The sequence below is a fragment of the Endozoicomonas gorgoniicola genome (assembly GCF_025562715.2).
In the GTDB taxonomy this organism is placed as follows: Bacteria; Pseudomonadota; Gammaproteobacteria; order Pseudomonadales; family Endozoicomonadaceae; genus Endozoicomonas_A; species Endozoicomonas_A gorgoniicola.
In genome coordinates this window covers 2,165,058-2,191,033 of the sequence record NZ_JAPFCC010000001.1, presented here as the reverse complement: position 1 = coordinate 2,191,033, position 25,976 = coordinate 2,165,058, and the positions used below count along the sequence as shown (strand labels likewise).

The following is a 25,976-nucleotide window of genomic DNA, read 5'->3' as shown; positions in this document are numbered from 1 at the left end:
ATAGCCTCCTTTTTATGAATCCTGAGTGTATCACATACGGTTTTTAGAACTGTATATCGATATTTGATCGGGCGCAGGCCCTGGCATCCTGACAATCTGAATCCGATGCTGGCTCTGAGGGTTATTCGAATCTGTTTTCTTCCACCTGAACTAGCCTTGATAGCGGCTTCTTTTTGCGGTGTGGCGCTATCTGTCTGATCTATTAATGCTTGTCTGGGGTATAAATGATGCTGGAATATACACAGGAGCGACACTTACCTGGCTGAAAAAGGATATCGCCACAGAAGGAAGAGGGTTTCGTAGCCTTGATCCATAAGTGTCTTTCTGCCCGAAGACCCCGACAAGGTGGAACTTGTCCTCTCCTTATTGGTCAAAGAGTTTTCTATTTAAATAGCAACCGCATGAAAGTATGGAAATGGAGTAACTTTACACAGGTTACTGCCGGGGTGACTTGACTGAAAAGAGGATTTTCCAACCATGTTCCCAGCCCAGATGAGAAGCGCTCCCTCAAGGCTTTTCCAGCCCTGGCAACCCACTTCGTCCACTGAAGACGATTTGCCCCAAACGTCTGATCATCAGCCTGATTATATTGAATTGCCAGACGTGCGTAGTTATCAGGAACTGGAGTCTCATCACTCCTTTCTGGAAATTAAATCCAGGTTTCTGGATGATATTAAGGCACTCAAGGCGCTGGCTTACCACTATGTTGACCATCAATACGACAGGCAAATAGACACTTTCCTGGACAACCTGGATAAAGCACCGGAACATCTCAGGCAATTCTTGTGGCCCCTGTATCGTGAGACCCGCTTCCAGATTCATCAACTGGTCACCCAGCTTAAAAATTTACAAGGTTCTCAAAACGATGCCCAAAAAACACATATCACTTCTCTACTCCATGAGTGCCTGTACGGTATCGACCTTTGCCCGCAAGGCGTTCACGGTCGTTTTAGCCACAACTTTTTTTATTTCCAGGCATCCCGGGAAAACGGGCTGGACGCGAAACTGTTCACCGTAAAAAAACGCCTGCTTAAACAATTTGTTGATTCTTTTGTGTTTCAAGTCCAACGAGAGGGCGTTACTATGATTCCGTCAGGTATGGAAACCCACTGGGGTAACGGGTTTTACAACCTTTACTGTGAATCTCTGGGACTTCCTCATGTTTCTGATCCATTGGCTCCAACCCATTTGGACGCTGACCTGGTCCAGCGTTTTTGTTCTGAGGTAAAACTGTCAGTTAACGGTTGCACTATTCTTCGGGCAATGGCGAATGAATGGTCTGACCAGCTTAAAGAGTCTCTTCAACAGCTGGGTGTGTCAGCATGGGAAACCAACGACATTGCTCCCGCCGAGCTGACTGCGGACAAAACCGTGGCACTGGAAAATCAACTCTGCAAACCGGTTAACTATTTACTGGAAACAACCGGGGAACAATCCCTTAATCTCTGGACACTGATGGAAGAAAAAGAGGAGGGTAATTTTTCCCTCGCCCGCTACCGGGAAAAATTACTGGCCTGGGTCACCGGCCACTTCTGCGACTCTTCATCGGTTAAGGTTCTCACCGCCATTCCTGGCGAAGCTGACTCGAAATCCTGTATAGGAACGATTGGTGGGCATTTCTTCTGGGTATTTCGCAACGACCACTGTCTGGGTGCGGGAGAGGAGTGCACTTTTGACGCGGGCAATCACGACTCACTTCAACTCTCCCATTTACAGGTCATTGACTTCAGCACCTGGGAAGAAGTTGGTCACGCTTTACTGATCCAGGCCATGGAACAGACCCAAAGTGCCGGGGATATTGCTTCGTTTTTCCTGCATGACGCCACCCGTGAACAACTCCGTAAAATACCACCCTCCGTGATTCAGGCTCTTTCCAATCAACTAACCGATAAACTGGCTCACAGCGAGAGAGGTTTCAAAGAGGAATTATGTCGGCGTGTCGTCGATCAGTTGGTCAGCTCCGGCACAAACCCCGTTTCGCCGGATGTTCTGCGCTGGTTAGTGGACACTCCATTACTGGAGCCAGTTCTGTCAAAACTCCGTGTGCAAGGAATCAATATTTCTCCGATCACACAAAGTCTGAACAGTTGGCAAATCTCAAACTTTTCACAAGAGGCTATAGACCAATTGCTGACACCTCAGGATTGTCAACGATTATTTGAACAGGCTTACACTCTGGAACAGGGTGACACAATGTCTCGTCTCCTGTTAACGGGCCATTGCGATCAATTAACAGGTCGACTCAACAATAATGGAGAAAACCTCCTCGGCGTTTTTGCACGCCTTGGTAAAGTGCATGTGGTGCAACATCTTCTGGCCCATAGGGACTGTGGAGAGGTTAACCATAAAAACAAATGGGGTCAGACTCCTCTGCACAGCGCTGCCCGGAACGGTCACGCAGAGTGCGTCGAGTCCTTACTTCGCGTACGCTTCATTCAGTTCAATGCGAAGGATAATAATGGCCGTACGCCCCTGATTCTTGCAGCCGCATCAGGTCGCGCAGAGTGCATTCAGGAGCTACTGAAAGAGCACCGCATTCAAGTCAATATGGCGGATAATAAGGGCTTTACGGCACTGCAGGCTGCTGCTTCACGGGGTCACGCAGAGTGCATTCACGAGCTAATGAAAGCGCCTGGTATCCAGGCCAACAAAGCGAATGTTGAAGGCTATACGCCTCTGCACCACGCTGCCGAAGGAGGTCTCGCAGAGTGCATTCACGAGCTACTGAAAGCGCCTGGTATCCAGACCAGCAAGGCGAATGTTAAAGGCCATACGCCTCTGCACCACGCTGCCGCAGGAGGTCACACAGAGTGCGTTCATATGCTATTAGAATCGCCTGACACTCAGGTCAACAAAGAGGATCCCCTGGGTCATACGGCTCTGCACCACGCTGCTGTAAAAGGTCACGCAGAGTGCGTTCAGGAGCTATTAAAAGCACCCGGCATTCAAGTCAACAAACACAGTAACCAGGGCTCGACGCCCCTGATTTGTGCTGCCGCAGGAGGTCACGCAGAGTGCATTCATGAGCTACTGAAAGAATCCAGCATTCAAGTCAATATGGCGGATTATAAGGGCTTTACCCCTCTGATCTTCGCAGCTTCAGGAGGTCATGCAGAGTGCATTAAGGAGCTATTTACAGCATCCGGCATTGATGTCAACAAACAGAGTAATAATGCTCGCTTTACGCCCCTGCACCACGCTGTCCAAAATGGCTTCACCGAATGCCTTAACAAGTTATTGAAAATGCACGGAATCAAAGTCAACAAGAAGGATTGTAATGGCTTAACACCCCTGCACCACGCTGCCCAAAAAGGCTTCACCGAATGCCTTAATGCATTACTGGATGTGCCAGAAACCCAAGTCAATGATAAAGATAATAATGGCTGGACACCATTGCACCACGCTGTCGGCGGCGACAAAATCATGTGCACTAAGGCTTTACTTAGTGCATCCGGCATTCAGGTCAATGAGAAAGATAATAAAGGTGTGACACCATTGCACCAGGCTGTCGGCGGCGGCAAAATCATGTGCACTGAGGCTTTACTTAGTGCATCCGGCATTCAGGTCAATGAGAAAGATATTAATGGTTCGACACCATTGCACTATGCAGCCGGCGGCGGTGAAGTCATGTGCACTAAGGCTTTACTTGAAGCACACGACATCCAGGTCAATGAGAAAGATATTAATGGTTCGACACCATTGCACTATGCAGCCGGAGGGGTGAGGGCGAGTGTTGAGTGCGTTAAGGCGTTGCTGGCAGTGCCCGGCATCGAAGTTGACAATAGGGCTATGCAAGTCGCACTCAACAAAGAAGACAACGTCGAGATTTTGCAGTTACTGTCTATGGCTATGGACCGAAGCCTGTCGCAGAATACCTCTTAACTGAAAGAGCGCTCCCAGCGATCTGGTAGGAAGGATGTTATTAACTGGCTTTGAGGCTGGCCGCCCGGTTTTCCAGATGAGCTGCTATAAAGCCAAGGGCTCCCTGGACAATAGAGTTAGTCACCGTTGCAGCCACTACTCCCCTTTCCAGCAGAGCGATACCAGCGGCGGCTGAAGGAACACCTGCCAGCATAATGGCCGGGGCTGAGAGGGCTCCCAGTGCCGCCAGTGTGACAGCACAGCGGTTTCTCTGCAGAAAGCCCTGTGGTTCCTCTGTTGCTGCGTTCCTGATCTGCCTGTCTGCCAGCAGTGTGTCGGCAGCCTTACCTGCCTGCTGGCCAATCCGCCCACAGACATAAGTCGTTAGCATCATGGTAGCGACAGGGACGGTAAGTGCCCCGGGGTTGTTTTGCAGGTATCGGGCAGGCATATTGCTGAGCATCTTGCACCCGGCTGTAAAAGCAAGGGTAGTTCCACCGGCAAGTGTTCCGGCAAAGAGAGAAAGCCCGAACCTGTTGGTTATCGCACTGGTGTAGTATTTCAGGGAGTTCCAGGGTGTTTTTTCCACTTCCCGGCTATCGAGGGGTTTGCAGAACAGGTAATCCAGAGTGTCCACTATATAAGGGTTGCGGGTTTCACTTTGCTTGACGCCGCCTACCGTCAATCGTGTTGAGAAAATGTGTTAATAATACGTCACCTGCCCATCACTGCCGGGTCGAATGATAGTCCCTGAATCCGAGCAGAGAATTTCACTACAACGACTCAGGGAACCAATGGCCGCCATCTTTCCTGTGCGCCTGACAAAGTCGACAGCAGCCTCGATTTTCAGACCCATGGAACCAGAGGCAAAATCGAACTGGTTCAGCCCTTCAGGGGTTGCGGTACGAATATTTCTGGAGTCCGGATGTCCAAACTGTGTGGCAACGGCATCGACATCGGTCAGAATCAGGAAAGCATCAGCATTAAGTTTTTCTGCCAGCAGGCTTGAAGAACGCTCTTTATCGATAACAGCTTCAACATCTTTTAACAGTCCGTCTCCGGTTCGTTTGACGGGGACGCCACCACAGCCACCGCAGATCACGGTAATATCGTCGGCACTGACCAGATGTTTCAGTGAAGCCAGTTCAAGAATAGCTTGAGGTTTGGGCGAAGCGACGACACAACGAAAATGTTTTCCGTCCGCTTTGATAAACCAGTCAGGGTACTCGTTGAGCAGACTGTCAGCCTGTTCACGTGCGTAAACCAGACTCACGAATTTATCAGGGTCGGGAAACGCCGGGTCATCACTGTCGACCAGGGTTTGTGTGTACATAACACACACTTTCTGCCCTGGCATCTGATTACGCAGTTCCTGTTCAAACAGGTAGCCAATCATCCCCTGGGTCTGAGCCCCCAGTGAGTCCAGTGGATAAGGCGCCACCTCTTTATAGTGGTCATTCATCAGCGCCAGCAAACCGACCTGAGGCCCGTTACCATGGGTCAGAATCACCTGATGATCACGGGCAATTCTGGCAATGGAAAAGTGACCATCTACGTGTTTCGATACCGAAAGCAGCATGACCTACTGGTTTGCATCGCACCCTATTTGATCATATAGGGTGAGAAAAGTTCGCATCACTGGCACAGCAAACTGCATTGAATATCTATCCGGCTGTCCTATAGTTAACTCTCCTTTTACCTGCTCATCAGGAACCGGCTTTCTTCCCCTCAGGGTAAGGCCAGTGACGATTATGATGAAAAGGTTGTTCGGCCACACAGGTTAGAATGTCTGCTGACCCGGCAGATCAGACATTCGTAGCAGTGTGGTTTTTCCGGAGATTGGCTGAATGGTCTGTGTCATTCGATACGCTTGAAGGCTGACAGCGAAAGCTGGTTTTCTACCAAGGGCTTGTGTTCTTCGCTGCCCTGTCATTCCCGTCACTTTGGTGACATTCCAAACGGCGTATGAGCTTTCTGACTTGCCATTGCTTGTCAAAAACACTCTGCGCCTTCTGCATGGCAGAACCTCTCTGTCATGCAGGGAAGTTCTGCCTTTTTGTTTTAAGGAGAACTTCTATGGCTACCACTAATGGTGTACATGATAGTGCTAATGACTTAGTGACTCGTTTTGCGGAGCGTTATGGCTTTGGTGAAGATGAGTTGTTGAATACCTTGGCGCAGACTGCATTCAGGCAACAGAACGGTGCGCTTCCAACCCGGGAGCAACTGATGTCTTTGCTGTCTGTGGCAGACACCTATGGGCTGAATCCCTTCATTCGTCAGATATGGGCGTTGTCCGACCGTAAAGGCGGAGTGCTGCCTGTGATTTCAATTGATGGCTGGACATCCATTATGAATTCCTACCCTCAGAGCGATGGTATGGAATTCAGTTATCCCGACGAGCTGATTACTTTCGATGAAGATATGAAAGCCTGTCACCCTTGGATGGAATGTATTGTGTATCGCAAAGATCGGGAACATGCGATTCGGGTGCGTGAGTATCTCGATGAGCTGTACCGTCCTGCTGTGATAAAGAATGGTAAGAAGTTTCCTGGTCCCTGGCAGACTTGTCCAAAGCGCATGCTTCGGCACAAGTCGCAAATTCAGGCAATCAGGATTGCTTATGGTCTCAGTGGTTTATTTGAACCGGATGAAGCAGAGCGGATATTGGAAACCCAGATGGGTGAACCGGTACCTGATCTGCGGGAAGTCGAATCAAAGCTTGCTGTGCCAGACAGTGATCAGGAAAAGGAGAAACCACAGCCAGTTTCGTCTGAACCGGATGTTCTGGATGAGGCGTTGGCTGAAATGTCAGGAGAACTACTGCCAGCAGAGAATGTAGCTACTGATGCAGTACCTGAACCCAGCGATCTGGAACCACAAGTGTTGTCGTTTATCGACCAGATTGTAGATCGGGCTAAAGGGACAGGGGCTTTTACCGCCGCCCAGGGTTTTGCCCAGGAGCGGTTTAAGGACGATGGCAATGCCCTGAATTACTGCCTGTTCCGGCTGGATGAAGCACAGGCGGCTTCAGTACCACCGGCTTCTGTTGCATGAGGCTGGCCTTATGAAAACGGTCAATCTTGAGCAGCGGTCGCAGATGTGGCTGGACTGGCGGCGTTGCGGTGTTACGGCCAGTGATGCTGCTGTGATCTTAGGGCAATCGTCTTATAAATCACGGTGGCAGCTTTGGGCAGAGAAGTCCGGGCTCCTGGAAGAGCCGGATTTGTCGTCTAATCCCCATGTCCAGCGAGGCATTGAGGATGAAGACGATGCCCGGAATCAGATGGAACAGGCTTTAGGTGATGCGCCTCTTTTGCCGGTTTGCGGCGAGTGGGAGCAGAACCCGAGGCTTCGTGCCAGCTTTGACGGTATCACCAAAGATGGTATTCCGGTAGAGCTGAAAGCACCGTGCCAGAAGGTTTATCAGGAAGTGAAGACGTTGAAGGATCAGTCGGAAGGCTATCGTCGTGCATTGGTGCAGGTGCAGTTTCAGATGCTGGTTGCGGATGCACCCAGAGCCTGGCTCTGCTTTTACCACAAAGGCATGCCGATTCTGCCGGTTTGTATCAACAGGGATGAGAGCCTGATTCAACCGTTGCAGCAGGAAGCGGAAGCGTTCTGGCAACGGGTGGAACAAGGGGATGAGCCGGACAAAGATCCGAATCTGGATGTATTTGTGCCGCAAGGTCTGTCAGAACAGGCGCAATGGCACAAACTGGCAGCGGTTTACCGCCGTCGTCAGTTACATCTGGATGAGCTAAAGGAAGAACTGAACCACGGAAAGTCTCAGCAGAAGCTGATGCAACATGAGTTGCAGAAGTTGATGGGCGCTTTTCGGGTAGCTGAGTCCGATGGTTTGCGAATCTGCCGCAGTGATTGCGCCGGTTCCGTGGACTACCAAAAGGCTTTGGAAGCCTTGTGTCAGCAACACCAGCTGGCGTTACCTGATCTTGATGCTTTCCGCCGTAAGGGCAGGGAGCAGGTGAGGGTGACCCTGCTGGACAAAGGAATACTTAACCCGGGTGGGGCAGTGATCTTCTCCATCCGGGGAGGGTTCCTGCCCTTTTTTTATTTTACGAAGTGGCAGGAAATTAACGATGGAAACTGAGGTTCAGTCTACGCCAGCGGCTTTACAGCCTGCATTTTATGAACTGAACGAAACCTTTGACCTGGATACGAATCAACTGATCCTACTCGAAGGTTTACAGGCGTGCGGGCATCCGGCAGTACCAACTGTTCAGCCTTATGTGTTTGACAGAGACCGGCTGCGGAAATTGTTAGCGTTTCTCGATAACCCTGAAGGCGACGGTTTATACCTGACGGGGCCGACAGGCTGCGGCAAAACCAGTCTGGTGGTGCAGGCGGCTGCAAGGCTGCACTGGCCAACTCAGATGATCCCTGTTCACGGAAGAATGGAACGTGCGCCGTTGTGGCGCGTTTATTAGTTGTTTTAGGAGGAATTACACTACTTCGGATGTGTATAAAGCACCGACCTTAGGTAAGGGGGAAATCCCCGAGCCGAGTGTAGCATGGTCGGAAAAGGCGTTCTGAGAGCTAAGAGTCAAAACTCAATATCGACGTCAGCTACGATGCTATGGCTAAGCCCATACTGGTTAAAGCCCAGCAACGACAGCGGGTAACTACGGCACCCCCCTCGAAAGACTCTTGAAAACGAGATGGGCTCCGACCTTCAACTGACAGCTCCATGGTTGAAGGCCGAAGTTCGGAGTCGCTGGCCAAACTGCATGGCAGTACAGGTAACACGTTGCGGAAAGGCAGCCTAAGGCATCAGGAACTACAAACGCGTAACTGCGGGATCGCCTAAGGGGAGTAATTCCTATGGTGACGGAGCGATCGTAGTAGTCAAACGCCTGATCTAACAGTCAGGACACGGCGAAGGGTCGCAGGTATTAATGATCTGAAAGAGAGGTAATCACAATGGAGGTCGAAAATATGGCTGCCGACGGATTGGCTCAAATTCGGACACTTGCAGAGGAAAACCGGAAAGACAAACACCATATTAACCGGAAACTCTACCGGTTGCTTTGTGATGAAGGGGTATTAATTACCGCTTATGAAAACATCAAAAGTAAAACCGGTAACATGACGAAGGGTTCCGATTACAGAACTCTGGACGGGTACTCACTCCAGATGATCAGGAAAGTGATTCAGGAGCTTGAGACCGAAGATTTTCGGTTCTCTCCCGTGAGAGTTCAGGAGATTCCCAAAAAAAGCGGTAAATTCCGTCGATTGGGCATAGCGCCACCACCGGAAAAGGTCATTCAGGAAGCCATGAGGATGATTCTCGAGGCAATCCATGAACCGATTTTCAGTAACAGCAGTCACGGGTTTCGCCCAGCAAGAGGTTGCCATTCAGCACTAAAGCAGGTCTACGATCAATGGAAAGGCGTCAAATGGATTATTGAGGGAGATATCAAAGGCTTCTTTGACAATGTAGACCACCATGTACTGATTGCTATCTTGCGAAAGCGAATAAAGGATGAGCGATTCATTAAACTGGTCTGGAAGGCTTTAAGAGCTGGAAAGCTGGTTGTTCAGACGGATCAAAAGGGCAAACCAAAGAGTCGTGGAGGTCGATATCTTGGAACGTATTTTCAAACCAAGATAGGAACTCCACAAGGGGCAATAGTTAGCCCTGTCCTTGGGAATATCTATCTGCACGAGTTCGACTGTAAAGTTGAAGAGTGGATAGCGAATACCAAAAAGCTCAAAACCGCAAACAAGGTGACCCATGAATATGAGCTGATAAACAGTCGTGCCAGACAATTGTCTGACAGGGTTGATCGGCTCGTGGGCTTGGGGAAATTGGAACGAGGCAGTCAGGAGCATAAAGCTATGGTCAGTAAGGTCAGAGCAATGCGAGAACAGCAGCGTAAAACGAAGTACTACGATGATGCGTACCGTGCCATCAAATACGTTCGCTACGCTGATGACTGGCTCTTGGGAATCTATGGCCCGAAGGAGATGGCAAAAGACATCAAGAAACAGGCTGAGGAATTCCTCAGACATGAATTGAAACTGGAGCTATCTCCTGAGAAAACCCTTATCACGAGACCCGATAGGGAGAAGATTATGTTCCTTGGTACGTTTATTAAAACGGACCCCTGCGGGCATATCATCAAACGCAAGAGCGGCCCGGCCAAGCGCAAAACACTTGCGCGTAGTGGCGCGGGAACTATTAGGCTGGAAGCCCCAATAATGGACCTTATGGATAAGCTGGTTGAAGATGGATTCGCTCAGAAAGGGTCATACGTGGGAAAAGCGCGTAGAGAATTAATCTCAAGACAGGAATGGGAAATAGTGGCTTACTACAACTCAGTTTTGAGGGGCATTCTGAATTACTACTCTTTCGTTGCCAACAGACCAAGAATGAGCTGGATTGTACTGATTCTCCAGTCATCACTGATAGATACTCTAGCAAGCAGGAGGCGCTGCTCATTCCGGCAGGTCTGGAGAAAAGGCAACGGTAAGATTACAGCTCTGAAACCTACAAAAAACGGGGTGCAGAAGATCCACTTCAATGGCTACAGCCATAAGCTTTCGCTTAAAGTGGATCAAAACGCATTCAATGTTAGTGAGGTGGGGCTTGACCCTGAAAAATTGTACAGGGTGCGAACAAACAAGCGGACAAGGAGCAAGCTTGGTTGCCACTGTGCAATTTGCGGTAATCCTGAAAATGTGGAAATGCATCACGTCAGGCATATTCGCAAAATGGGACAAATACCCAATGGGTTCACCAGAGTAATGGCGCAAATAAACCGGAAGCAAATACCGGTCTGTCATGACTGCCACAGGCAGATCCATAACGGCAAATACGATGGCATAAAGCTTTCGGAAATGGCCGACCAGGAACTCGCAATGTGGTAATGCTGCAAGATATTAATACTGGAGAGCGTAGTGCACTGAAAGGTGCATGCTGCGTTCGGGGGCAGGCTGTTGGTTGCCAGCTTGTGAGGTTCGTCAAATTTGAACTTCAATACAAGTCACGGTGCCGGCAGTCGAGCCTACTGGATGATCTTCTGGGTCAGAAAGTTCTTGATAAGGGTGCAACACCTTTTCAGTACGGGGCATTGAGCACGGCGGTGAAGGAAGGTCATATCCTCATCATGGATGAAATGGATGTAGCTGACCCCGCAGAGCTGGCCGGATTGTACGATCTGCTGGACGGTGCGCCTCTCGTATTGGCGCAGAACGGTGGAGAAATCATTCCGGTGCATCCAAGATTCCGGTTTGTTGCCACAGGTAACAGTGCCGGAGCGGGTGATGGCAGTGGCTTGTATCAGGGTGTGCTTCGACAGTCGTTAGCTTGGTTAGACCGCTTCCGTTGTATCGAAGTGGACTATCCCGATGAGTTCACTGAAATAATGATTCTGGATCAGATAGTGCCAGACCTTCCGACCATCGTCAGGGAAAAGATGGTGAAGCTCGCTAACGAGGTTCGTCGTCTGTTCACGGGTGACGCCAATGGAAGAGGGGAAGGGGAGTCACAGCTCAGTGTTACGTTGTCCACTCGTGGACTCGTGCGCTGGGCAAGGCTGTCGCTCCGCTTTCAGGGTGCGCCGAGGGTGTTTGAATACGCTCTGGAGCAAGCCCTGACCGCCAGGGTCGAACAGGCAGAACGGCAAGCGATTCACCGGATTGCCAGTGACGTGTTTGGGGAATTGTGGGAAGGAGGTCATGAATCATGAGTGCAACCCATACCACAGTGACGCAAATACTCGACCAAATGGCCGTCATTGCTTTGGACTGCTCCATCTGGTCAGGCGCTCGTCGTCTGAAACCAGAGGATTTGGTTCTGGGCAAAGGCGGACAGCTGCCGTCTGATGAAGTGGTGTCGCTGGGCAGCAAGAAACTGTGCAAGCGGGAAGTGCTGAAGCCGTTTCATCGTCTGAGAGATCAGGCGTGTCGGTTGTGTGCCAGAGAAGGTGTGCGGTTTCTGGGAGGCTATGCGGTACCGGATCACTCCATTTCAGGTTTAAGTCTGAAACTGGATCAGGTGCAGCAGGACTTCAATCAGGAAAAGCGGACCTTTCTGACCCGCTACGACCAGCATATTCAGGAATGGGTGAATGCCCACCCTGACTTTGCCGAAGCGATCAGGAATGCCGTGCCGGATGTTCAGCACGTAGGTCAGCGTTTCCAGTTTGGTTACACGACCTACAAAGTGGTGGCATCGCCTCAGCCGGAAAACCTGAACCAACAGGTTGACCAGCTGGGTAATACGCTGCGAGAGGAAATCAGTCGGGATGCTCAGACCTTGTTTGAGCAGACCTTCCGAGGGAAAGAAAAAGTCACCCGTAAAGCCCTGAACCCGATTCTTCGGCTCAGGGATAAACTACACGGACTGGCTTTTGTTGATCCCGGTATTGCTCCGGTAGTACAGCGGCTGGATGCCGGGTTAGCGCAGTTGCCCAAAAGCGGTGCGCTGGAAGGTGAGGTGCTGACTCAGCTGATGGAGCGTGTGTTGTTGCTCTGTTCAGTGGAGCAAATGGAGCGATGTGCAGAAGGACTGACGGCTATTGATACCTCCAGCAAAGGGAAGCCTGTGAAGACGCAGGTTGCCCAATCGCCAGAGGTAAACGACACAAAGCTTCAGGAAGAGCCTGTTATTGAGAAGCCGGTCGTGGTGCCAGAGGAAACAAACACCACAGCCACTTTCTACTTCTAAAGCGTCTTTTTAAAGGACGTTGTCTTTTACGATAAAAAGCCCTGGCGGGACATAGTGCCCGCTTGGGCAGGTGCTATGTCCCTTTCTTCTTTTATATTGATCGAGAGGTATTTGGATATGGCTCCTGTTTTACAGAAAGCACTACCCATCGTTGGCAGTGCATTGGGCAGGAAAATGGGTGTTCGGGTTGAAGTCGCTGGTCACAGAGCTTGCACCGATGGTGAAAGTATCTGGCTACCCGCCTTTGACCCGCAACGGCCAGAGCAGGAAAAGCTGGCATGGGGTTTTCTCAGTCACGAAGCAGCACATGTTCGCTATACAGATTTTTATCTGGATTACGAAGGCTCTGCTTTACGGCGCAGGCTGACCAACCTTTTAGAAGATATTCGCATTGAAAAAGCCATCAGCCGGGAATACCCCGGTGCTGCATTTTCTCTTGCGGATGTCGTTCACCAGTTGGTGATTGAACCTAAATTCAGCGGTTAACCCCTGAGCTAAACTCTCACCCTCAACAATATTGAGGGCTTGAAGATGATTCGACCACCAAAACCCACTCCCCCAAAGGGTGAGTTGTCTGAAATGGAAAAAGACCCCTTATCCGTCAAACTCGAAGTCGATTCTTTCGACGGTAAAATTCATGTCGAGTGGGAGCCTGAAGCATCGGTCACCCCAATGGGACAGCTTCCTTTTTTTATACAGTTTTTAAAAACAGGTCACCGATTTGAACCCTGGATTAACGATTGCCCACTAACTTATAAAAGCCCAAACGCCCCTCAAAAAGTGGATGTGATTGGCTCATTAATGCTTTCCATTCTTTCAGGACATAAACGCTATGCGCATATCGGAACAATTATTGGTGATAAAGTAAACGCTCAGTTGCTTGGGATGAAAAAAATTGTCAGCGATGATTCTGCCAGGCGTGGTTTAAAGAAGATTGACGAAGATGAAGGCGTTGAATGGATGCAAAAACACCTCCATCTCTGTTTTGATCCGTTATTAACCATTCCATGGATTATGGATGTTGATGTTACCGTGAAAACCATTTATGGGCATCAGGAAGGAGCGGTTAATGGCTATAACCCACATAAGAAAGGGAGGCCCTCTCATACTTACCACTCATATATGATGGCTAATCTTAAATTAATACTGGAGGTTGAAGTCAGACCCGGAAATCAAAGTCAAAGTAAATACTCTTTACCCGGTTTAATGGAGCTATTAAATCGACTTCCAAAATGTTGCTGGCCTGAATTTGTTCGTGGTGATTGTGATTGGGGAAGTGACCGGGTAATGAGCGAATTGGAAGATGCTGGTTGTCATTATCTTTTTAAAATGAAGAAGCACGACAACGTTAAGAAAGCCATAGGGAATGCACACTGTAGCGGAGGATGGGTAAAATACGACAACCATTGGGAGGGAAAAGAATCCGTAATTAAACTGTCAGGATGGAAAAAAGAAAGACGCATAATTATTGTTCGAAGACGGCGTCCTGAAAATGAAATACCGATGTTGGAAAAAGGAATAAAAGAACGTCAACAAACGTTAGCATTAATAGAAGAGCCAGAAAATATAAAAGCTTACGAGTATTCGGTTCTGGTCACATCTCTTGATAATGATATAGTCTCGATCATTAATCATTATCGCAACAGGGCTGACTGTGAAAATAACTTTGATGAAATCAAAAACCAATGGGGCTGGGGCGGTTATGTAACAAAAGATATGGCAAGATGTCGAATGCTGGCCCGAATGGTTGCCTTGGTTTACAACTGGTGGACGCTATACGTTCGATTGAGTAATCCGGAATCCCATAAAGAATCAATTACCAGCCGTCCCTTATTAATGAGTTCAATTGGCAAGCTGACCCACTCTGGCAATCAAAAGAAAATAAAGCTGACAAGCCAGCATCGATGGATGTATAAAATTGCGAAATTACAAAGTGAACTGTGTGATTTTTTTGATTCAATCAAAAGTATCGCACCGCAGTTGACTCCAATTAACGCATGGTGTCGTATTTTAACGAAAGCAGTCTCGAAATTTTTGAAAAAGGGGCAGGTTATTACGATGCAACCATTAATTGGATCGGGTTAATAACTTAAAAAAATGCTGCTCTGAACTGTGAGAAGCTATCCCTAACGGCATGGCTCAATGGCGTTCAACTGCTGAATTTAGGTTGAAGGTCGTTTAAGTGCGCCGGACAAGAGTGACCCGCCTGTGAAGGTGCTAAACGACGCTTTGTTGTCTATCTTGCGGTTTGATGTGCTGGGTCAGAAGGCTCTGAAGCAGGAAGCTATAAAAGCCCGTGAAGTGATGAAAGCCTGTTTTCCCAAACAGTTACTGGATTCGCTGAATGGACTGTTAAAGCAGGTTCCCGACTTGAACAGCACCAGGGAAGCCCTGACTTTGGCTGACCATATCATCGCTTTGTTTCAGAATCTCAGCAATGAAAATTCTGACAGCAAAGATTCTGGTGAGGAAGATTCTGACAAACCCGAAAATTTGCTAGAAGAGCAGGAAACCAACTCTCAGCAACCTGAACCGCAGAATCAGGAGGATAAAACAGATTCTGTGTCAGGTGGTGAGCCAGAATCCGATTCTGAGGAAGGAGAAGGTGATAATCCTGAATATTCGTGTGGAAGTAGTAACCAGGACGTTTCAGGCAATGGCGATGCTTCAGACAAGGCTGAAGACCTGTTGCTCCAAAAAGAGAGCTTGAAACAAATTCTGGAATCTACCGATCAGGACTGGCCGGATGACCTGTTTGAAACGGTCGCCGGAGAGCTGGAGTCATGGAGTTGCGAGCAGTCTTCAGGGATGTCAGCCATCACAACCACACCAGGACTGGATGCGGTGGTGACGACAGATGAAGACAGGCAGGCTGCAAAAGACTTGCTCTGGAAAGTGCAGTCAGAATCCACCCGTTTAGCCGCACAGCTAACTGGACTGGTTCAGGCAAAAACGCTCACCAGAGATCGCACAGGCAAGAGAGGCATCCGGATAGATGGCAAACGGTTACACAGAATAGCGTTGGATGATGGTCGTCTTTTCAAACGACGGGCAGAATCCATCACTATCAATGCCACCGTTCATATCTCGCTGGATATTTCTTCTTCTATGGCAGTAAGGATGCCGTTGGCAAGGGAAGCGGTTCTGGCGCTGGTGTATGCACTGAAGCAGATAAACGGAGTCACTGTTTCAGCATCGGCTTATCCGGGTACCAGAGAAGATAGAGTCTTTCCTATCGTCACAGGCAAAGAGTCTACTCAAAAGGTAGCTCAAACACTGGTGGCTCTGGATAGCCACGACTCAACACCCATGGCCACCGGATTGTGGCATGCGGTTCACCAAATCTGTCAGGCAAAGGTGGAGCGTCGTCTGATCCTGATGATTACGGATGGAGCGCCTGACTGTGAGCATCGCGATGCGGTGGTCGATCTGGTGAGTCGTTGTCAGCAGTCAGGGATAGATGTGGTGGGGCTGGGAATCAATGTTCCCTTGGTGAAAGAGCTGTTTCCAAAGAGCCTGATGATTGATCGACTTGATCAACTGAAGTCTTCTATTTTTTCGCTGACTCGCGATTGGATTATTGGGTAGTATTTTCAGGGTGAAATGGTTAGACAGGGAAGTCTTCCTGACGCAGGCTTTTTGCTCATGCTATCATTCCTGAGCAAAATGAACTTCGAACCCGGTTTTGAAAATTTAATGTGGGCTAAAAAATAATGTGGGGGTACTTTTGAGGGTACTTTTGCTTTCTGTTATAGCAGGAACCTCACGATACCCTCAAAAGGGTCATGAATCAGATGCGTTGATCTCGTATATTTTTCGGAAGAGCTTTGCTGATACTCTATCTATTTTTTTCCCTATGGCAATCATTAAAGTTGTATGTGTTCACTGTGATACCACAGATGGCGTTGTGAAAAATGGCAAAGCACCCACGAGCCCATAGTGAGCATGACTATGAATGGTTCTGGTGTCAGGGATACAGGTCGTGTTCTGGGGATCAGTCCAACGACGGACATCAGCCATTTAAAAAACTCGCCCCGCCACAGGTAACGTCACTCCCTTTCGACAATGAAGAGCTGGTGCTAATCTGCCAGATGGATGGACAATGGTCCTATGTTGGCAATAAGAAAAATCAGAGCTGGCTGTTCTACGCACGGGAGCCTTGCTACCAGAGGGTAATCGCACATATCTTTGGACGCAGAACGAAGAAAACCTTGAAGAAGCTGATAAAGTTGGTCAAACCCTATAAGTTCAGGTTCTATTGCACCGATGATTGGAAAACCTATGGCTCAGAGCTACCGGCACAGAGCCATATTATCAGCAAGAAACTGACACAAAGCATCGAGAGAAACAATCTGACACTTCGTACACGTCTTAAACGATTAACCCGTAGAACTCTGCTTTTCTCGCTTAGAGGAACTGCACGACAAGGTGATCGGAGAGTTCATCTCACGGATTTTGTATCAACCTGTTTGAAACGTGACCGGATTAGGCAGGCACGATATTTAGCTCGCCATCTTTCCAGTTGACCAAGTGTGTGCGTACCTGTGCCAGGAAGGTTTGCGGGTTGTCGTAGAACGAGGTACGAACCCAGTCAGTGCCGTCCCAGAAAGTAGGGATGTTGTGGAAGGCCACCTGCACACCGTCTGATGTCGCTGTTGCCACGCCAACACCGTGCTCCCACATCTTAGAGAACTGCAGCTTTGAGGTGACGTCGTCACGTTTACTGGCGGTCAAGGCGATGGTATCGAAGAAGTACTTGAGCTGATCAATCTCTTCGGGTACCGGCCCCAGTTGAGACAGCAGACCTTGAAGACCTTCATCCAAAAACGAGCCAAAGGTGCCAGAGCTGACCGAACTGGTGGTGAAGTCGATGGCGGTATTGCCGGTGGCTGCATCCGTTGGGTGCTGAGTCACGAAGGTGGCGTGGATGTCGCCAGCAAAGGTGATGGTGCCGGTAGGGCTCAGCAGATCCTTGGCCAGATTGGTTTTGTACTGTGGGAAGCCATCCCAGTGATCCACGTTGAGGTAAAGACGCTGCTTCAGAGACGACGGCACCAGATCGGAGTTGAGTACCGCTTCCAGATCCGGCACCCCGCTGTCAGGGCGGCTATCAGACAGATCCGCCAGTAGTGGGGCAAAGGAGACCGAGGTTGCCATCATCTTGTGGGTGGCATCGCTTTGGGTCAGTACGCCGCTAAGCCACGCAAGCTGCTCGGCATCATAAGGGCTTTGCACGCTCTTTCCTTCCTGCTGGGCCAGCCACTCCAGGTAGCCGGCATAGAGGTCGAAGGTGTCTTTGATCACCAGATAGCGAGCGCCTAAATCGGCAAATAGGCTGGTTTTACCCAAGGTGTAGAAGCCTAGACCGGTTTCCACTCCGGTTTCTGGTAGCGGTGGCAGTGCCTGCAGGGGGTGGTCTGCCGGCAGGCTGGCCTGGGCACCAGCGAGAGCCAAGTTGAGATAGCTGCTGGTCAGCTTGCCTTGGATAGCATTTTGAGCTCGAGTGGCCGCTTCCACCGCTGCGGTGGCGGGGTCTATCTGCAATCGGGTTGCCAGCTCCTGGGTATAGAGACCAGTGAACAGCTCGATGAAGCTGGCCTTGTATACCGCCATCTCCGGTGCATCGATGTCGATGACTGGGCTCATGGCGGCGACCGTGGCATCCACAACCGGCTGGGGCATGCCTGTGGCGGTGAGAAACGCGGTGAGTGTGGCCGCATCCATGACCACGGTGCCGGGGAAGGCATCCTCAGGAATCAGGTGATCAGGGCGGAAAGTTCGGTAATCGGTGAGCGCGAGGTGCAAGTGCTGACCGAAACGCAGTTCGCGATAGATTTTGGTGTTAGGGAACAGCTGAGATTCATCCACTGCCATCAAGCCAGCGCCTTCATCACCGTGGGCTGTGGTATGGTCAATGGGCATGAACTCAAAGTAGACTTGCTCAGCGTTGCGTTTACGTTGGCTGTACTGTTCGTCTTTGGCACCGTCGTAATAGGTGGCAACGTCCTGCCAGCTGTCGTCGGAGAACTCATGATCGTCCCAGATGGCGGCCAGAGGGAAGCGCTCATGCACCTGTTGCAGAACTGGATCGCTGCGGTAGGTTTCATACAGCTGGCGATAGTTGTCTACGCTGGCCGCGGCTGCCAATGGGGCGTCTTCGGTGCCCATCTGAATGGCACCGTCTGGATCGCGGAACTCGATGCTCCGCTCTTCGGTGGCATCTTGAAAGCCACTGTCGCCCACCGTTTCGTAGATGTAGTCACCCAGATGCAGTACGAAGTCCAGATCGTCTTGGGCCAGCAAAGACAGGTAGGTGTTGTAGTAGCGACCGCCGTAGTCTTGGCAGGAAGCAAAGCCAAACTTCACCGGTACATCGGCATCGGGCAGGGCAGCGGTTTTGGTGCGGCCGATGCGGCTACTCATCCACTTACCCTCGTTTTGGAACATAAAGCGATAGTAGTAGTGCTGGTGAGCGTCAAGATCGGTGACTCGCACTTTGAGGCAGCGGCCGTTGTCGGCACTGGTGGTGAAGACTTCATCAACCAGTAGCTCGGTAAATTGGGCGTCTTTGGCGACCTGCAAAGTCACACTGAGATCGGCGTCACCATTGATGGCTCGGGTCCACAGAATAACGGAGTCTGGGCGGGGATCGCCGGACATCACGGACTGTGGAAAGTACTCAGGCGCAATGGTGGGCAATAAGTCTGAAGGTTGGCTGTCGGTATTGTCATCATTAGAACAGCCAGTCAGGCTGGACAGGGTTACAACACCGGCAGAAACCACAAGAGTCTGCAGGAAACGGCGACGGGTATAGCTCATGAGTCTTCCTTGTTCTTTATTATTGTTTTTAAGCCTCCAATACCGCAATGGTATGACATCCTTGGGCGTAGGCTCAGAGTAAGTCTGAGTAGTTTGATATCAGATTATTACCGTTATGTGAACAGGTATGACCTCAATCATGTGATTTTTATAATCAACGGGTTAACCTAATTTTCGCTCTCAAAACAGCAGGTTATTTTTCAAAGTAAGCGGTTGGGGAACCCTATCTAGCCCTATTTCCACCAATCCGCTATTTTTAAATCATCCTGTGTCAGCTTCATAGGCAACAGGTGTTCGACACTGCTGCCTTTGGGTAGCTGAGGTAATTTAGACAGTATGTAGCGGAACCATGCATAAGGCTCCAGACCATTGGCTTTGGCCGTTTCGATCAGGCTATATAGATGGCATTGGCATCATTAACGCATTGAGCAAAGAGCCAGTTCTTCCGCCTCATTAAAGAGTTGTTCCTGGCCTTCAAAGCGCTCACTGGAAGCTCCAAACTGTTTATGCTGTTGTAGCCGGAACTGTTCTTCATACCACGCCAATTTCGCCTTCAGCTAAACATTCTCGAGCTGAAGGGATTCAAAGGTCGGGCTGTCTGGCGTAGTGATCGTATTCATGTCGTTTATTATCCGACAAGCACCCTGTAGTTTGCATTGAAACAGGTCATGGAAATTCAGGCGGCAGGCTGGTAGTGCAGAGGTTGATGGGCTTTTTTCTGCTCTACCGGCAACACGTCCAGGAGCCAGTCACGAAGCCCGCCGGGGCTGACAAGGGTGATGCCTGTTTCCGGTGTTTTTTGAGGTTCCGGCTCTTGTGCGACGCAAACAGGAATCAAAGGCTTTTGCTCTTCTGAATTGAGAGCGGACTGAATGATTCTTTGATTATCGAGGCGTCTTTTATGGTATCCGAATGTTTTAACCGGGAGTTCATGCCTGCGGGCATATTCGGACTGGGAGAGCCCGCTTTTGTTCCAGGCTCGGATATGGTGTTTCCAGAAATCAGTGGTGCGACGGGTTGTCATGGCAACTTCCTGAATGTTTGGAAGCATTAGTGTTCAGGATTTTACAGTGGAGTAGTAGATGTAGTTGGCCTGACGCTTACCCTACAGGTAAAGATTTGGTAGTGATTCAGGCACGTTGCAGTACATTCGGTTGATGAACTAGCAGATTTTACTTGGCTTTCAGCTTTTCATTGTATTATGGTATACCAAGAAATAGAAAAGGCAGTTAAATAGTTTTGTCGCTTGTTATCTAATCAACAAGTACGCGACAAAAATCAATAACAATAACAATAACAATAATGGGAACAACTAATGCAGCCCGATCAAATGATAGCCCGCAGCGGGTTTTTCAAAGGCATTCACCCTGGGCTGGGTATAGCCTCGAAGGTTATGATTTTTGCCTTTGTTATTTTCACCATTTTCAATATTCAACTGGCCAATGAAATCTTTGGGAGTATTAAAAACTGGATACAGAGTAGCCTGAGCTGGTACTACGTTACGGTAGTCAGTCTTGTTCTTGTATTCTCAATCTGGGTAGCTTTCAGCCGCTTTGGTGACATACGACTGGGAATGGATGATGAGAAACCAGAGTTTAAGTTCTTTACCTGGTTCTCCATGCTCTTCAGCTGTGCTATTGGTACCGGTATTATGTTCTGGAGTGTTGCAGAGCCTGTTTTCCATTTTCAGGGTAACCCCTTTATGGCCATGGCCGGTGTTGAGACCGGAACCAGCGAGGCAGCACAAATTGCCATGCGTATCAGCCTGTTCCACTGGGGCCTGCACGGCTGGGCAATCTATATCATCGTCGGCCTGATGCTGGCCTACTTTTCATACCGTCGAGGTCTTCCCCTGACCATCCGTTCTGGCCTGTATCCTATCTTTGGCGACAGAATTAATGGCCCACTGGGTCATGCTGTAGACCTTCTGGCGATATTCAGTACCCTGTTTGGCACGACCACTACCCTGGGGCTGGGTGTATCTCAATTGAATGCCGGTTTGAACTATTTGTTTGGAATGGAAATTTCCACCACTAACCAGATTATTCTGATTGCAGTCATCACTTCAGTCGCAACGGCTTCGGTTGTGTCCGGTATTGATAAAGGCATCCGCTGGTTGAGCCTTTGGAATATTCGGATCAGCGCTATACTGATTGGCTTCTTTATTATTGCAGGCCCGACGGTCTTCCTCCTTGGTATGTTAGCAACGAGTGTGGGTGACTATATTGCCAACATTATTCCCATGGGCTTGTGGACTGATCCAAATCCAGAATCAACCTGGCAGGGTGGATGGACAATCTTTTATTGGGGATGGTGGCTTTCCTGGGGCCCACTGGTAGGCATGTTCATCGCCCGTATCTCCAGAGGTCGCACCATTCGACAGTTCCTGCTCTCTGCCCTGACTATTCCACCACTGGGAGGATTTATATGGATTGTGTCGTTTGGTGGCACCGCCCTGTACACCGAACTCTATGGCGCAGGTGGTATTGTTGAAGCAGTCAACAGCGACATGACCCTGGCACTGTATCAGACCATTGAAGCTATTGGGGTCGAACAGCTAACCCTGTTTATGGCAACTGTTGCATCCATCATGATCGTTAGCTGGTTTGTGACATCTGCGGACTCTGGCACCCTGGTTATTTGCACCATTCTGTCTACTGGCAGTAATAATCCCCCTCAGCGCTTCCGCGTATTCTGGGGACTGACTCTGGGTATTGTTGCAGCAGTGTTGTTACTGTCAGGAGGACTGCAAATCCTGCAAACTGCATCCACTCTGGCAGCTCTGCCGTTTTCAGTCATACTGATCATGATGTGCTTTTCGCTGGTCAAAGGATTAAACGATGAAGCCAATGGCATCACTTATAATGACAGGGACTTGGGCAAAAAGCTTGAGACAAAAATCGCTGTAACTTCTGAGCCAACAGCCAGCTAATATATCTTCTGCTCCGTTACTGTGGGTAACGGGGCAGTCGTTTCATTCAATAAGCTTCTCCGGCAGATAAATACCTGAGCCAATACTTTCTGCGGGGATAACTTTTTTCAAACAAACATTGTCTTATGGTATGCCATAAGACAGAGTAGCCAGAAAACTCTGATACTGAAAATAAGAAATGAGGAAAGACCATGAGCTTCGAAATTCGCAAAATCGTCACCACCATTGAAGAAACCCGTGTCGAAGGCGGAAAAGCTGCTGACAAACCGGTTACCATGGTGGGTGTTGCAGCTGTTATTAAAAACCCTTGGAATGGGCGTGGTTTTGTTGAAGACCTGAGCCCGGAAATCAAACAGTCATGCTCTGATCTGGGTGCTTTGATTGTCGAATACGTCGGTAAATACATTGGTGGACTGTCTAATATTGAAGCCTACGGTAAAGCTGCTGTTGTCGGTGCTGAAGGTGAGATTGAACACGCCTCTGCCGTGATTCACACCCTGCGCTTTGGTAACCATTACCGAAATGCTGTCGATGCCCAGAGTTATCTGTCATTCACTAATAAGCGTGGCGGCCCAGGCACTTCTATCCAGATTCCAATGATGCATAAAGACGACGAAGGCTTTCGATCCCACTACATCACTCTGGAGATGAATATTGAAGACTCTCCAAGAGCCGACGAAATTGTTGTCTGTCTGGGAGCATCCGACGGTGGTCGTGTACACCCTCGTATAGGCAACCGCTATGAAGACCTGAAAGCACTCGCTGAAGAAGCTGAAGTCAAGTAAGCGGGTGACTGTATGACGTATCAAACATCTCCTGCAGGCACCTGTTATCAGGTGTCAGGCGACGGTGAAGCAATTGTACTTATTCATGGCGTAGGTCTGGATCAGTTCATGTGGGGTGGACAGCTGGTCAGCCTTACCCCTTCATATAAAACCATCACCTATGACATGCTTGGACATGGTCACAGTCATCAGCCTTCTGACAGTGCCAATCTGAAAGATTATGCAGATCAACTGAAAGAGCTTCTGAACCATTTGCAAGTAGAAAAAGCCTGTGTGATCGGCTTTTCTATGGGGGGGCTGGTTGCCCGGGCTTTTGCCCTGCACTATCCAGAACACCTGAACGCGATGGTTATAATGAACAGCGTATTCAACCGCACTGAAAAACAGCGCGAAAGGGTTAAGGCCCGTACAAAAGAAGTGGCAGTAAAAGGTCCCGCAGCCAATATCGAACCAGCTATAGATCGCTGGTTCAGCCCTGAATATGTGGCTGCAAATCCGGCTCAAGTCAATGCCACCAGAAAGAGGTTAAAGAATAATAGTCACATGGGTTATCTGAAAACCTATGAGCTATTTGCCAACTCTGACAATTATATGGTGGAGCAGCTGAGCGAAGTAAAGATTCCAACTTTGGTTCTGACTGGAGAGCTGGACGTAGGTTCAACACCACAAATGACTTATGCTCTCGCCGAATGCATGCCCGAAGCAAAAGCCGAAGTACTCGACGGTGAACGCCATATGATGCCCGTCGAGTCTCCAAAACAGGTCAATGATAGTCTCCAGCGGTTTTTAACAACGATTTATAACCGGCCAGATAATCAGGAGTAATATATATGAGCCTGCAAAAATTCCAGATGTACATTAACGGAGAATGGACAGACTCTTTTTCTGGTCAGACATTCAAAAGCCTTGACCCATCCACTACCCAGGCATGGGCAGAGTTCCCTGATGCCGATGAAAGTGATGTAACCAGAGCCGTTGAGTCTGCACTAAAGGCTTTCGAGAGTCAGGAATGGCGCAGCCTTACCGCAACAGCAAGGGGAAAACTGCTACGTAAACTGGGTGATTTAATTGCCGAAAATATCGAAACACTGGCACAGCTGGAAAGCACTGACAATGGCAAGCTGATCAGGGAAACCCGCAGCCAGGTCGGCTATCTGCCTGAGTTTTTCTATTACACTGCCGGACTTGCAGACAAGCTGGAAGGTGAAACCCTGCCACTGGATAAGCAGGATATGATGGCTTATACAATCCACGAGCCTGTGGGCGTTGTGGCTGCCATTATTCCATGGAACAGCCCACTCTATCTGACGGCAATCAAACTGGCTCCCGCCCTGGCAGCAGGCAATACCATTGTTATCAAGCCTTCTGAACACGCTTCGGCAACTCTGCTGGAATTGGCGCAGTTAACTGAAGAAGCAGGATTTCCAAAGGGCGTCGTTAATATTATTACAGGCTATGGCGCTAAAGCTGGTGCGGCGTTGACCAGTCATCCACTGGTCAAGAAAATTGCTTTTACCGGTGGTACTGAAACCGCCCGCCATGTTGTCCGCAACTCGGCCGAGAACTTTGCCAGACTGTCGCTGGAGCTGGGAGGTAAGTCTCCACAGATTATCTTTGGCGATGCTGATATTGACAGTGCCGTCAATGGAGCTGTGGCCGGAATCTTTGCTGCCTCAGGCCAGAGCTGTGTTGCTGGCTCCCGCCTGCTCGTGCATGAAAGCATCTACGACACCTTTCTAAGTAAGCTTCTCAATCGGGCAGAACGAATTAAAATCGGTCATCCCAGGGATGATTCCAGCGAAATGGGACCTATGGCAACTGCACAACAACTGTCGGTTGTTGAATCCTTTGTTGAAAAAGCAAAAGCCGAAGGTGCACGCCTGCGCCTGGGGGGTAACAAACCGGATATTGCTGAGGGCTGGTATTTTGAACCTACGGTCTTTGAATGTAACAGTAATGCCGACTATCTGATGCAGGAAGAAGTCTTCGGACCTATTGCTGCTGTGATTCCGTTTAAAGATGAAAGTGAAGCTCTGGCTATTGCCAATGACTCCCAATTTGGCCTGGCAGCAGGTATCTGGACCAGGGATTTAGCCCGGGCGCACAGAATGGCTAAAAATGTTCAGTCCGGCATTATCTGGGTCAACACTTATCGCGCTGTTTCAGCTATGGCGTCTATTGGTGGTTTCAAAAACAGTGGTTATGGCCGTGAATCCGGTATTGATTCTGTTCTGGCTTTTACTGAAAAGAAAACTGTCTGGCTGAATCTCTCCAGCGAACCCATGGCTGATCCTTTTGTTATGCGTTGAGCCTGCAAAGTTTAATAATAAAACCACAAAGCCCGTTACTTATGGCTTAGAGAGAAAATAATAATGATTAGTGAAGATCTTTACAAACAGGCTCTGGGCTCTTTTCCAGCCGGTGTAACCGTTGTGACCGCTTACAATGAAGACGGGACAGTCACTGGGCTGACTGCCAGTGCCTTCAGTGCTCTGTCCATGGATCCTGCTTTGGTTCTGGTATGTCCAAACTATAGCTCTGATACATATCCAATCCTGAGTAAAGGCAAGCGTTTTGCCATCAATATTCTGTCAGCAGAACAGACAGGGCCTGCTTTTGCCTTTGCCAAAAAAGGTGAAGCCAAGGCAGACGCTATTAAAGACATCCCGATTCGCAAAGGTGAAACAGGTGTTCCTGTCATTGAAGGTGCTGTCAGCACTCTGGAGTGTATCCTCTGGAATGAGTATGAAGGTGGAGACCATGCCATTCTGATTGGACAGGTGAAACATATTCAGCTCAATGAACAAAACACTCCCATGGTTTACTGCCGTGGTAAAATCACTGCATGGGAAAAGCCAGCCACAGTCTGAGCAAAAGGATTGATTAC

The 25,976-nt window shown here is 49.2% G+C and carries 21 protein-coding genes and 1 pseudogene; 16 read left to right on the top strand and 6 right to left on the bottom strand.

The window, feature by feature from the left end; all coding sequences use genetic code 11:
• Window positions 1-477: 477 nt before the first annotated feature.
• A complete protein-coding gene (locus NX722_RS09930) occupies window positions 478-3,882 on the top strand; it encodes an ankyrin repeat domain-containing protein (protein ID WP_262567853.1) in 3,405 nt (1,134 codons plus the stop codon).
• A gap of 40 nt (window positions 3,883-3,922) precedes the next feature.
• On the opposite strand, the gene NX722_RS09925 is transcribed toward NX722_RS09930, so the two are convergent.
• Window positions 3,923-4,546 carry a hypothetical protein gene (locus NX722_RS09925; protein WP_262567852.1) on the bottom strand — a complete coding sequence of 208 codons (624 nt, stop codon included), beginning with the start codon at window positions 4,544-4,546 and terminating at the stop codon, window positions 3,923-3,925.
• 18 nt (window positions 4,547-4,564) lie between these two features.
• The gene (locus NX722_RS09920) at window positions 4,565-5,440 is read right to left on the bottom strand and encodes an amino acid kinase family protein (protein WP_262567851.1); all 876 of its coding nucleotides are present in this window, start codon (window positions 5,438-5,440) and stop codon (window positions 4,565-4,567) included.
• Window positions 5,441-5,937: 497 nt separating this feature from the next.
• On the opposite strand from NX722_RS09920, the gene NX722_RS09915 reads away from it, so the two are divergent.
• The 10 genes and pseudogenes from NX722_RS09915 (at window position 5,938) to NX722_RS09870 (ending at window position 17,026) form a co-directional block, all read left to right on the top strand.
• Window positions 5,938-6,918, top strand: coding sequence for a RecT family recombinase (locus tag NX722_RS09915; RefSeq protein ID WP_262567850.1), 981 nt, complete (start codon window positions 5,938-5,940; stop codon window positions 6,916-6,918).
• A 10-nt stretch (window positions 6,919-6,928) separates the two neighbouring features.
• Window positions 6,929-7,972: a lambda-exonuclease family protein gene (locus tag NX722_RS09910; RefSeq protein WP_262567849.1), complete on the top strand. Its 1,044-nt coding sequence runs from the start codon at window positions 6,929-6,931 to the stop codon at window positions 7,970-7,972.
• Window positions 7,962-8,309, top strand: a complete 348-nt coding sequence (locus NX722_RS28865; RefSeq protein WP_407647981.1) for an AAA family ATPase — start codon at window positions 7,962-7,964, stop codon at window positions 8,307-8,309. The genes NX722_RS09910 and NX722_RS28865 overlap by 11 nt, the downstream gene beginning before the upstream one ends.
• A gap of 706 nt (window positions 8,310-9,015) precedes the next feature.
• Window positions 9,016-10,752 carry a reverse transcriptase domain-containing protein gene (locus NX722_RS09900; protein ID WP_262567848.1) on the top strand — a complete coding sequence of 579 codons (1,737 nt, stop codon included), beginning with the start codon at window positions 9,016-9,018 and terminating at the stop codon, window positions 10,750-10,752.
• The gene (locus tag NX722_RS09895; protein ID WP_262568638.1) at window positions 10,752-11,573 is read left to right on the top strand and encodes a CbbQ/NirQ/NorQ/GpvN family protein; all 822 of its coding nucleotides are present in this window, start codon (window positions 10,752-10,754) and stop codon (window positions 11,571-11,573) included. The genes NX722_RS09900 and NX722_RS09895 overlap by 1 nt, the downstream gene beginning before the upstream one ends.
• Entirely contained in the window at window positions 11,570-12,553 is a 984-nt protein-coding gene (locus NX722_RS09890; RefSeq protein WP_262567847.1) for a DUF3150 domain-containing protein, read from the top strand. Before NX722_RS09895 ends, NX722_RS09890 begins: the two co-directional genes overlap by 4 nt.
• A gap of 117 nt (window positions 12,554-12,670) precedes the next feature.
• Complete coding sequence (locus NX722_RS09885) at window positions 12,671-13,039, top strand: hypothetical protein (RefSeq protein ID WP_262567846.1); 369 nt, start codon at window positions 12,671-12,673, stop codon at window positions 13,037-13,039.
• A 45-nt stretch (window positions 13,040-13,084) separates the two neighbouring features.
• The gene (locus NX722_RS09880) at window positions 13,085-14,638 is read left to right on the top strand and encodes a transposase (RefSeq protein ID WP_262566687.1); all 1,554 of its coding nucleotides are present in this window, start codon (window positions 13,085-13,087) and stop codon (window positions 14,636-14,638) included.
• A 144-nt stretch (window positions 14,639-14,782) separates the two neighbouring features.
• The gene (locus NX722_RS09875; RefSeq protein WP_262567845.1) at window positions 14,783-16,141 is read left to right on the top strand and encodes a VWA domain-containing protein; all 1,359 of its coding nucleotides are present in this window, start codon (window positions 14,783-14,785) and stop codon (window positions 16,139-16,141) included.
• Between the two features lie 268 nt (window positions 16,142-16,409).
• Window positions 16,410-17,026, top strand: a pseudogene (locus NX722_RS09870) (IS1 family transposase).
• 12 nt (window positions 17,027-17,038) lie between these two features.
• On the opposite strand, the gene NX722_RS09865 reads toward NX722_RS09870, so the two are convergent.
• The 4 genes from NX722_RS09865 to tnpA form a co-directional block, all read right to left on the bottom strand.
• Complete coding sequence (locus tag NX722_RS09865) at window positions 17,039-19,372, bottom strand: alkaline phosphatase D family protein (protein ID WP_262567844.1); 2,334 nt, start codon at window positions 19,370-19,372, stop codon at window positions 17,039-17,041.
• A 233-nt stretch (window positions 19,373-19,605) separates the two neighbouring features.
• Complete coding sequence (locus tag NX722_RS28860) at window positions 19,606-19,761, bottom strand: transposase domain-containing protein (protein WP_407648067.1); 156 nt, start codon at window positions 19,759-19,761, stop codon at window positions 19,606-19,608.
• A gap of 27 nt (window positions 19,762-19,788) precedes the next feature.
• The gene (locus NX722_RS09860; RefSeq protein ID WP_407647979.1) at window positions 19,789-19,917 is read right to left on the bottom strand and encodes a transposase; all 129 of its coding nucleotides are present in this window, start codon (window positions 19,915-19,917) and stop codon (window positions 19,789-19,791) included.
• A 131-nt stretch (window positions 19,918-20,048) separates the two neighbouring features.
• Window positions 20,049-20,396, bottom strand: coding sequence for an IS66 family insertion sequence element accessory protein TnpA (gene tnpA / locus NX722_RS09855; RefSeq protein WP_262567843.1), 348 nt, complete (start codon window positions 20,394-20,396; stop codon window positions 20,049-20,051).
• A 291-nt stretch (window positions 20,397-20,687) separates the two neighbouring features.
• On the opposite strand from tnpA, the gene NX722_RS09850 reads away from it, so the two are divergent.
• From NX722_RS09850 to NX722_RS09830, 5 genes are all read left to right on the top strand, one after another.
• Window positions 20,688-22,304 (top strand): BCCT family transporter, encoded by a 1,617-nt coding sequence (locus NX722_RS09850; protein ID WP_262567842.1) that lies wholly within the window; start codon window positions 20,688-20,690, stop codon window positions 22,302-22,304.
• A gap of 191 nt (window positions 22,305-22,495) precedes the next feature.
• The gene (locus NX722_RS09845; RefSeq protein ID WP_262567841.1) at window positions 22,496-23,089 is read left to right on the top strand and encodes an amino acid synthesis family protein; all 594 of its coding nucleotides are present in this window, start codon (window positions 22,496-22,498) and stop codon (window positions 23,087-23,089) included.
• A gap of 12 nt (window positions 23,090-23,101) precedes the next feature.
• The gene (locus NX722_RS09840; RefSeq protein WP_262567840.1) at window positions 23,102-23,914 is read left to right on the top strand and encodes an alpha/beta fold hydrolase; all 813 of its coding nucleotides are present in this window, start codon (window positions 23,102-23,104) and stop codon (window positions 23,912-23,914) included.
• 5 nt (window positions 23,915-23,919) lie between these two features.
• Window positions 23,920-25,398, top strand: coding sequence for an aldehyde dehydrogenase (locus NX722_RS09835; protein WP_262567839.1), 1,479 nt, complete (start codon window positions 23,920-23,922; stop codon window positions 25,396-25,398).
• 63 nt (window positions 25,399-25,461) lie between these two features.
• Window positions 25,462-25,959, top strand: coding sequence for a flavin reductase family protein (locus tag NX722_RS09830; RefSeq protein ID WP_262567838.1), 498 nt, complete (start codon window positions 25,462-25,464; stop codon window positions 25,957-25,959).
• The last annotated feature ends 17 nt before the right edge of the window (window positions 25,960-25,976 follow it).

Excerpts from the sequence above, each read along its gene's own strand:
- NX722_RS09930 (WP_262567853.1), top strand. The coding sequence starts at position 478 with ATGTTCCCAGCCCAGATGAGAAGCGCTCCCTCAAGGCTTTTCCAGCCC.
- NX722_RS09920 (WP_262567851.1), bottom strand. The coding sequence starts at position 5,440 with ATGCTGCTTTCGGTATCGAAACACGTAGATGGTCACTTTTCCATTGCC.
- NX722_RS09915 (WP_262567850.1), top strand. The coding sequence starts at position 5,938 with ATGGCTACCACTAATGGTGTACATGATAGTGCTAATGACTTAGTGACT.
- NX722_RS09910 (WP_262567849.1), top strand. The coding sequence starts at position 6,929 with ATGAAAACGGTCAATCTTGAGCAGCGGTCGCAGATGTGGCTGGACTGG.
- NX722_RS28865 (WP_407647981.1), top strand. The coding sequence starts at position 7,962 with ATGGAAACTGAGGTTCAGTCTACGCCAGCGGCTTTACAGCCTGCATTT.
- NX722_RS09900 (WP_262567848.1), top strand. The coding sequence starts at position 9,016 with ATGATCAGGAAAGTGATTCAGGAGCTTGAGACCGAAGATTTTCGGTTC.
- NX722_RS09895 (WP_262568638.1), top strand. The coding sequence starts at position 10,752 with ATGCTGCAAGATATTAATACTGGAGAGCGTAGTGCACTGAAAGGTGCA.
- NX722_RS09890 (WP_262567847.1), top strand. The coding sequence starts at position 11,570 with ATGAGTGCAACCCATACCACAGTGACGCAAATACTCGACCAAATGGCC.
- NX722_RS09885 (WP_262567846.1), top strand. The coding sequence starts at position 12,671 with ATGGCTCCTGTTTTACAGAAAGCACTACCCATCGTTGGCAGTGCATTG.
- NX722_RS09880 (WP_262566687.1), top strand. The coding sequence starts at position 13,085 with ATGATTCGACCACCAAAACCCACTCCCCCAAAGGGTGAGTTGTCTGAA.
- NX722_RS09865 (WP_262567844.1), bottom strand. The coding sequence starts at position 19,372 with ATGAGCTATACCCGTCGCCGTTTCCTGCAGACTCTTGTGGTTTCTGCC.
- tnpA (WP_262567843.1), bottom strand. The coding sequence starts at position 20,396 with ATGACAACCCGTCGCACCACTGATTTCTGGAAACACCATATCCGAGCC.
- NX722_RS09850 (WP_262567842.1), top strand. The coding sequence starts at position 20,688 with ATGCAGCCCGATCAAATGATAGCCCGCAGCGGGTTTTTCAAAGGCATT.
- NX722_RS09845 (WP_262567841.1), top strand. The coding sequence starts at position 22,496 with ATGAGCTTCGAAATTCGCAAAATCGTCACCACCATTGAAGAAACCCGT.
- NX722_RS09840 (WP_262567840.1), top strand. The coding sequence starts at position 23,102 with ATGACGTATCAAACATCTCCTGCAGGCACCTGTTATCAGGTGTCAGGC.
- NX722_RS09835 (WP_262567839.1), top strand. The coding sequence starts at position 23,920 with ATGAGCCTGCAAAAATTCCAGATGTACATTAACGGAGAATGGACAGAC.
- NX722_RS09830 (WP_262567838.1), top strand. The coding sequence starts at position 25,462 with ATGATTAGTGAAGATCTTTACAAACAGGCTCTGGGCTCTTTTCCAGCC.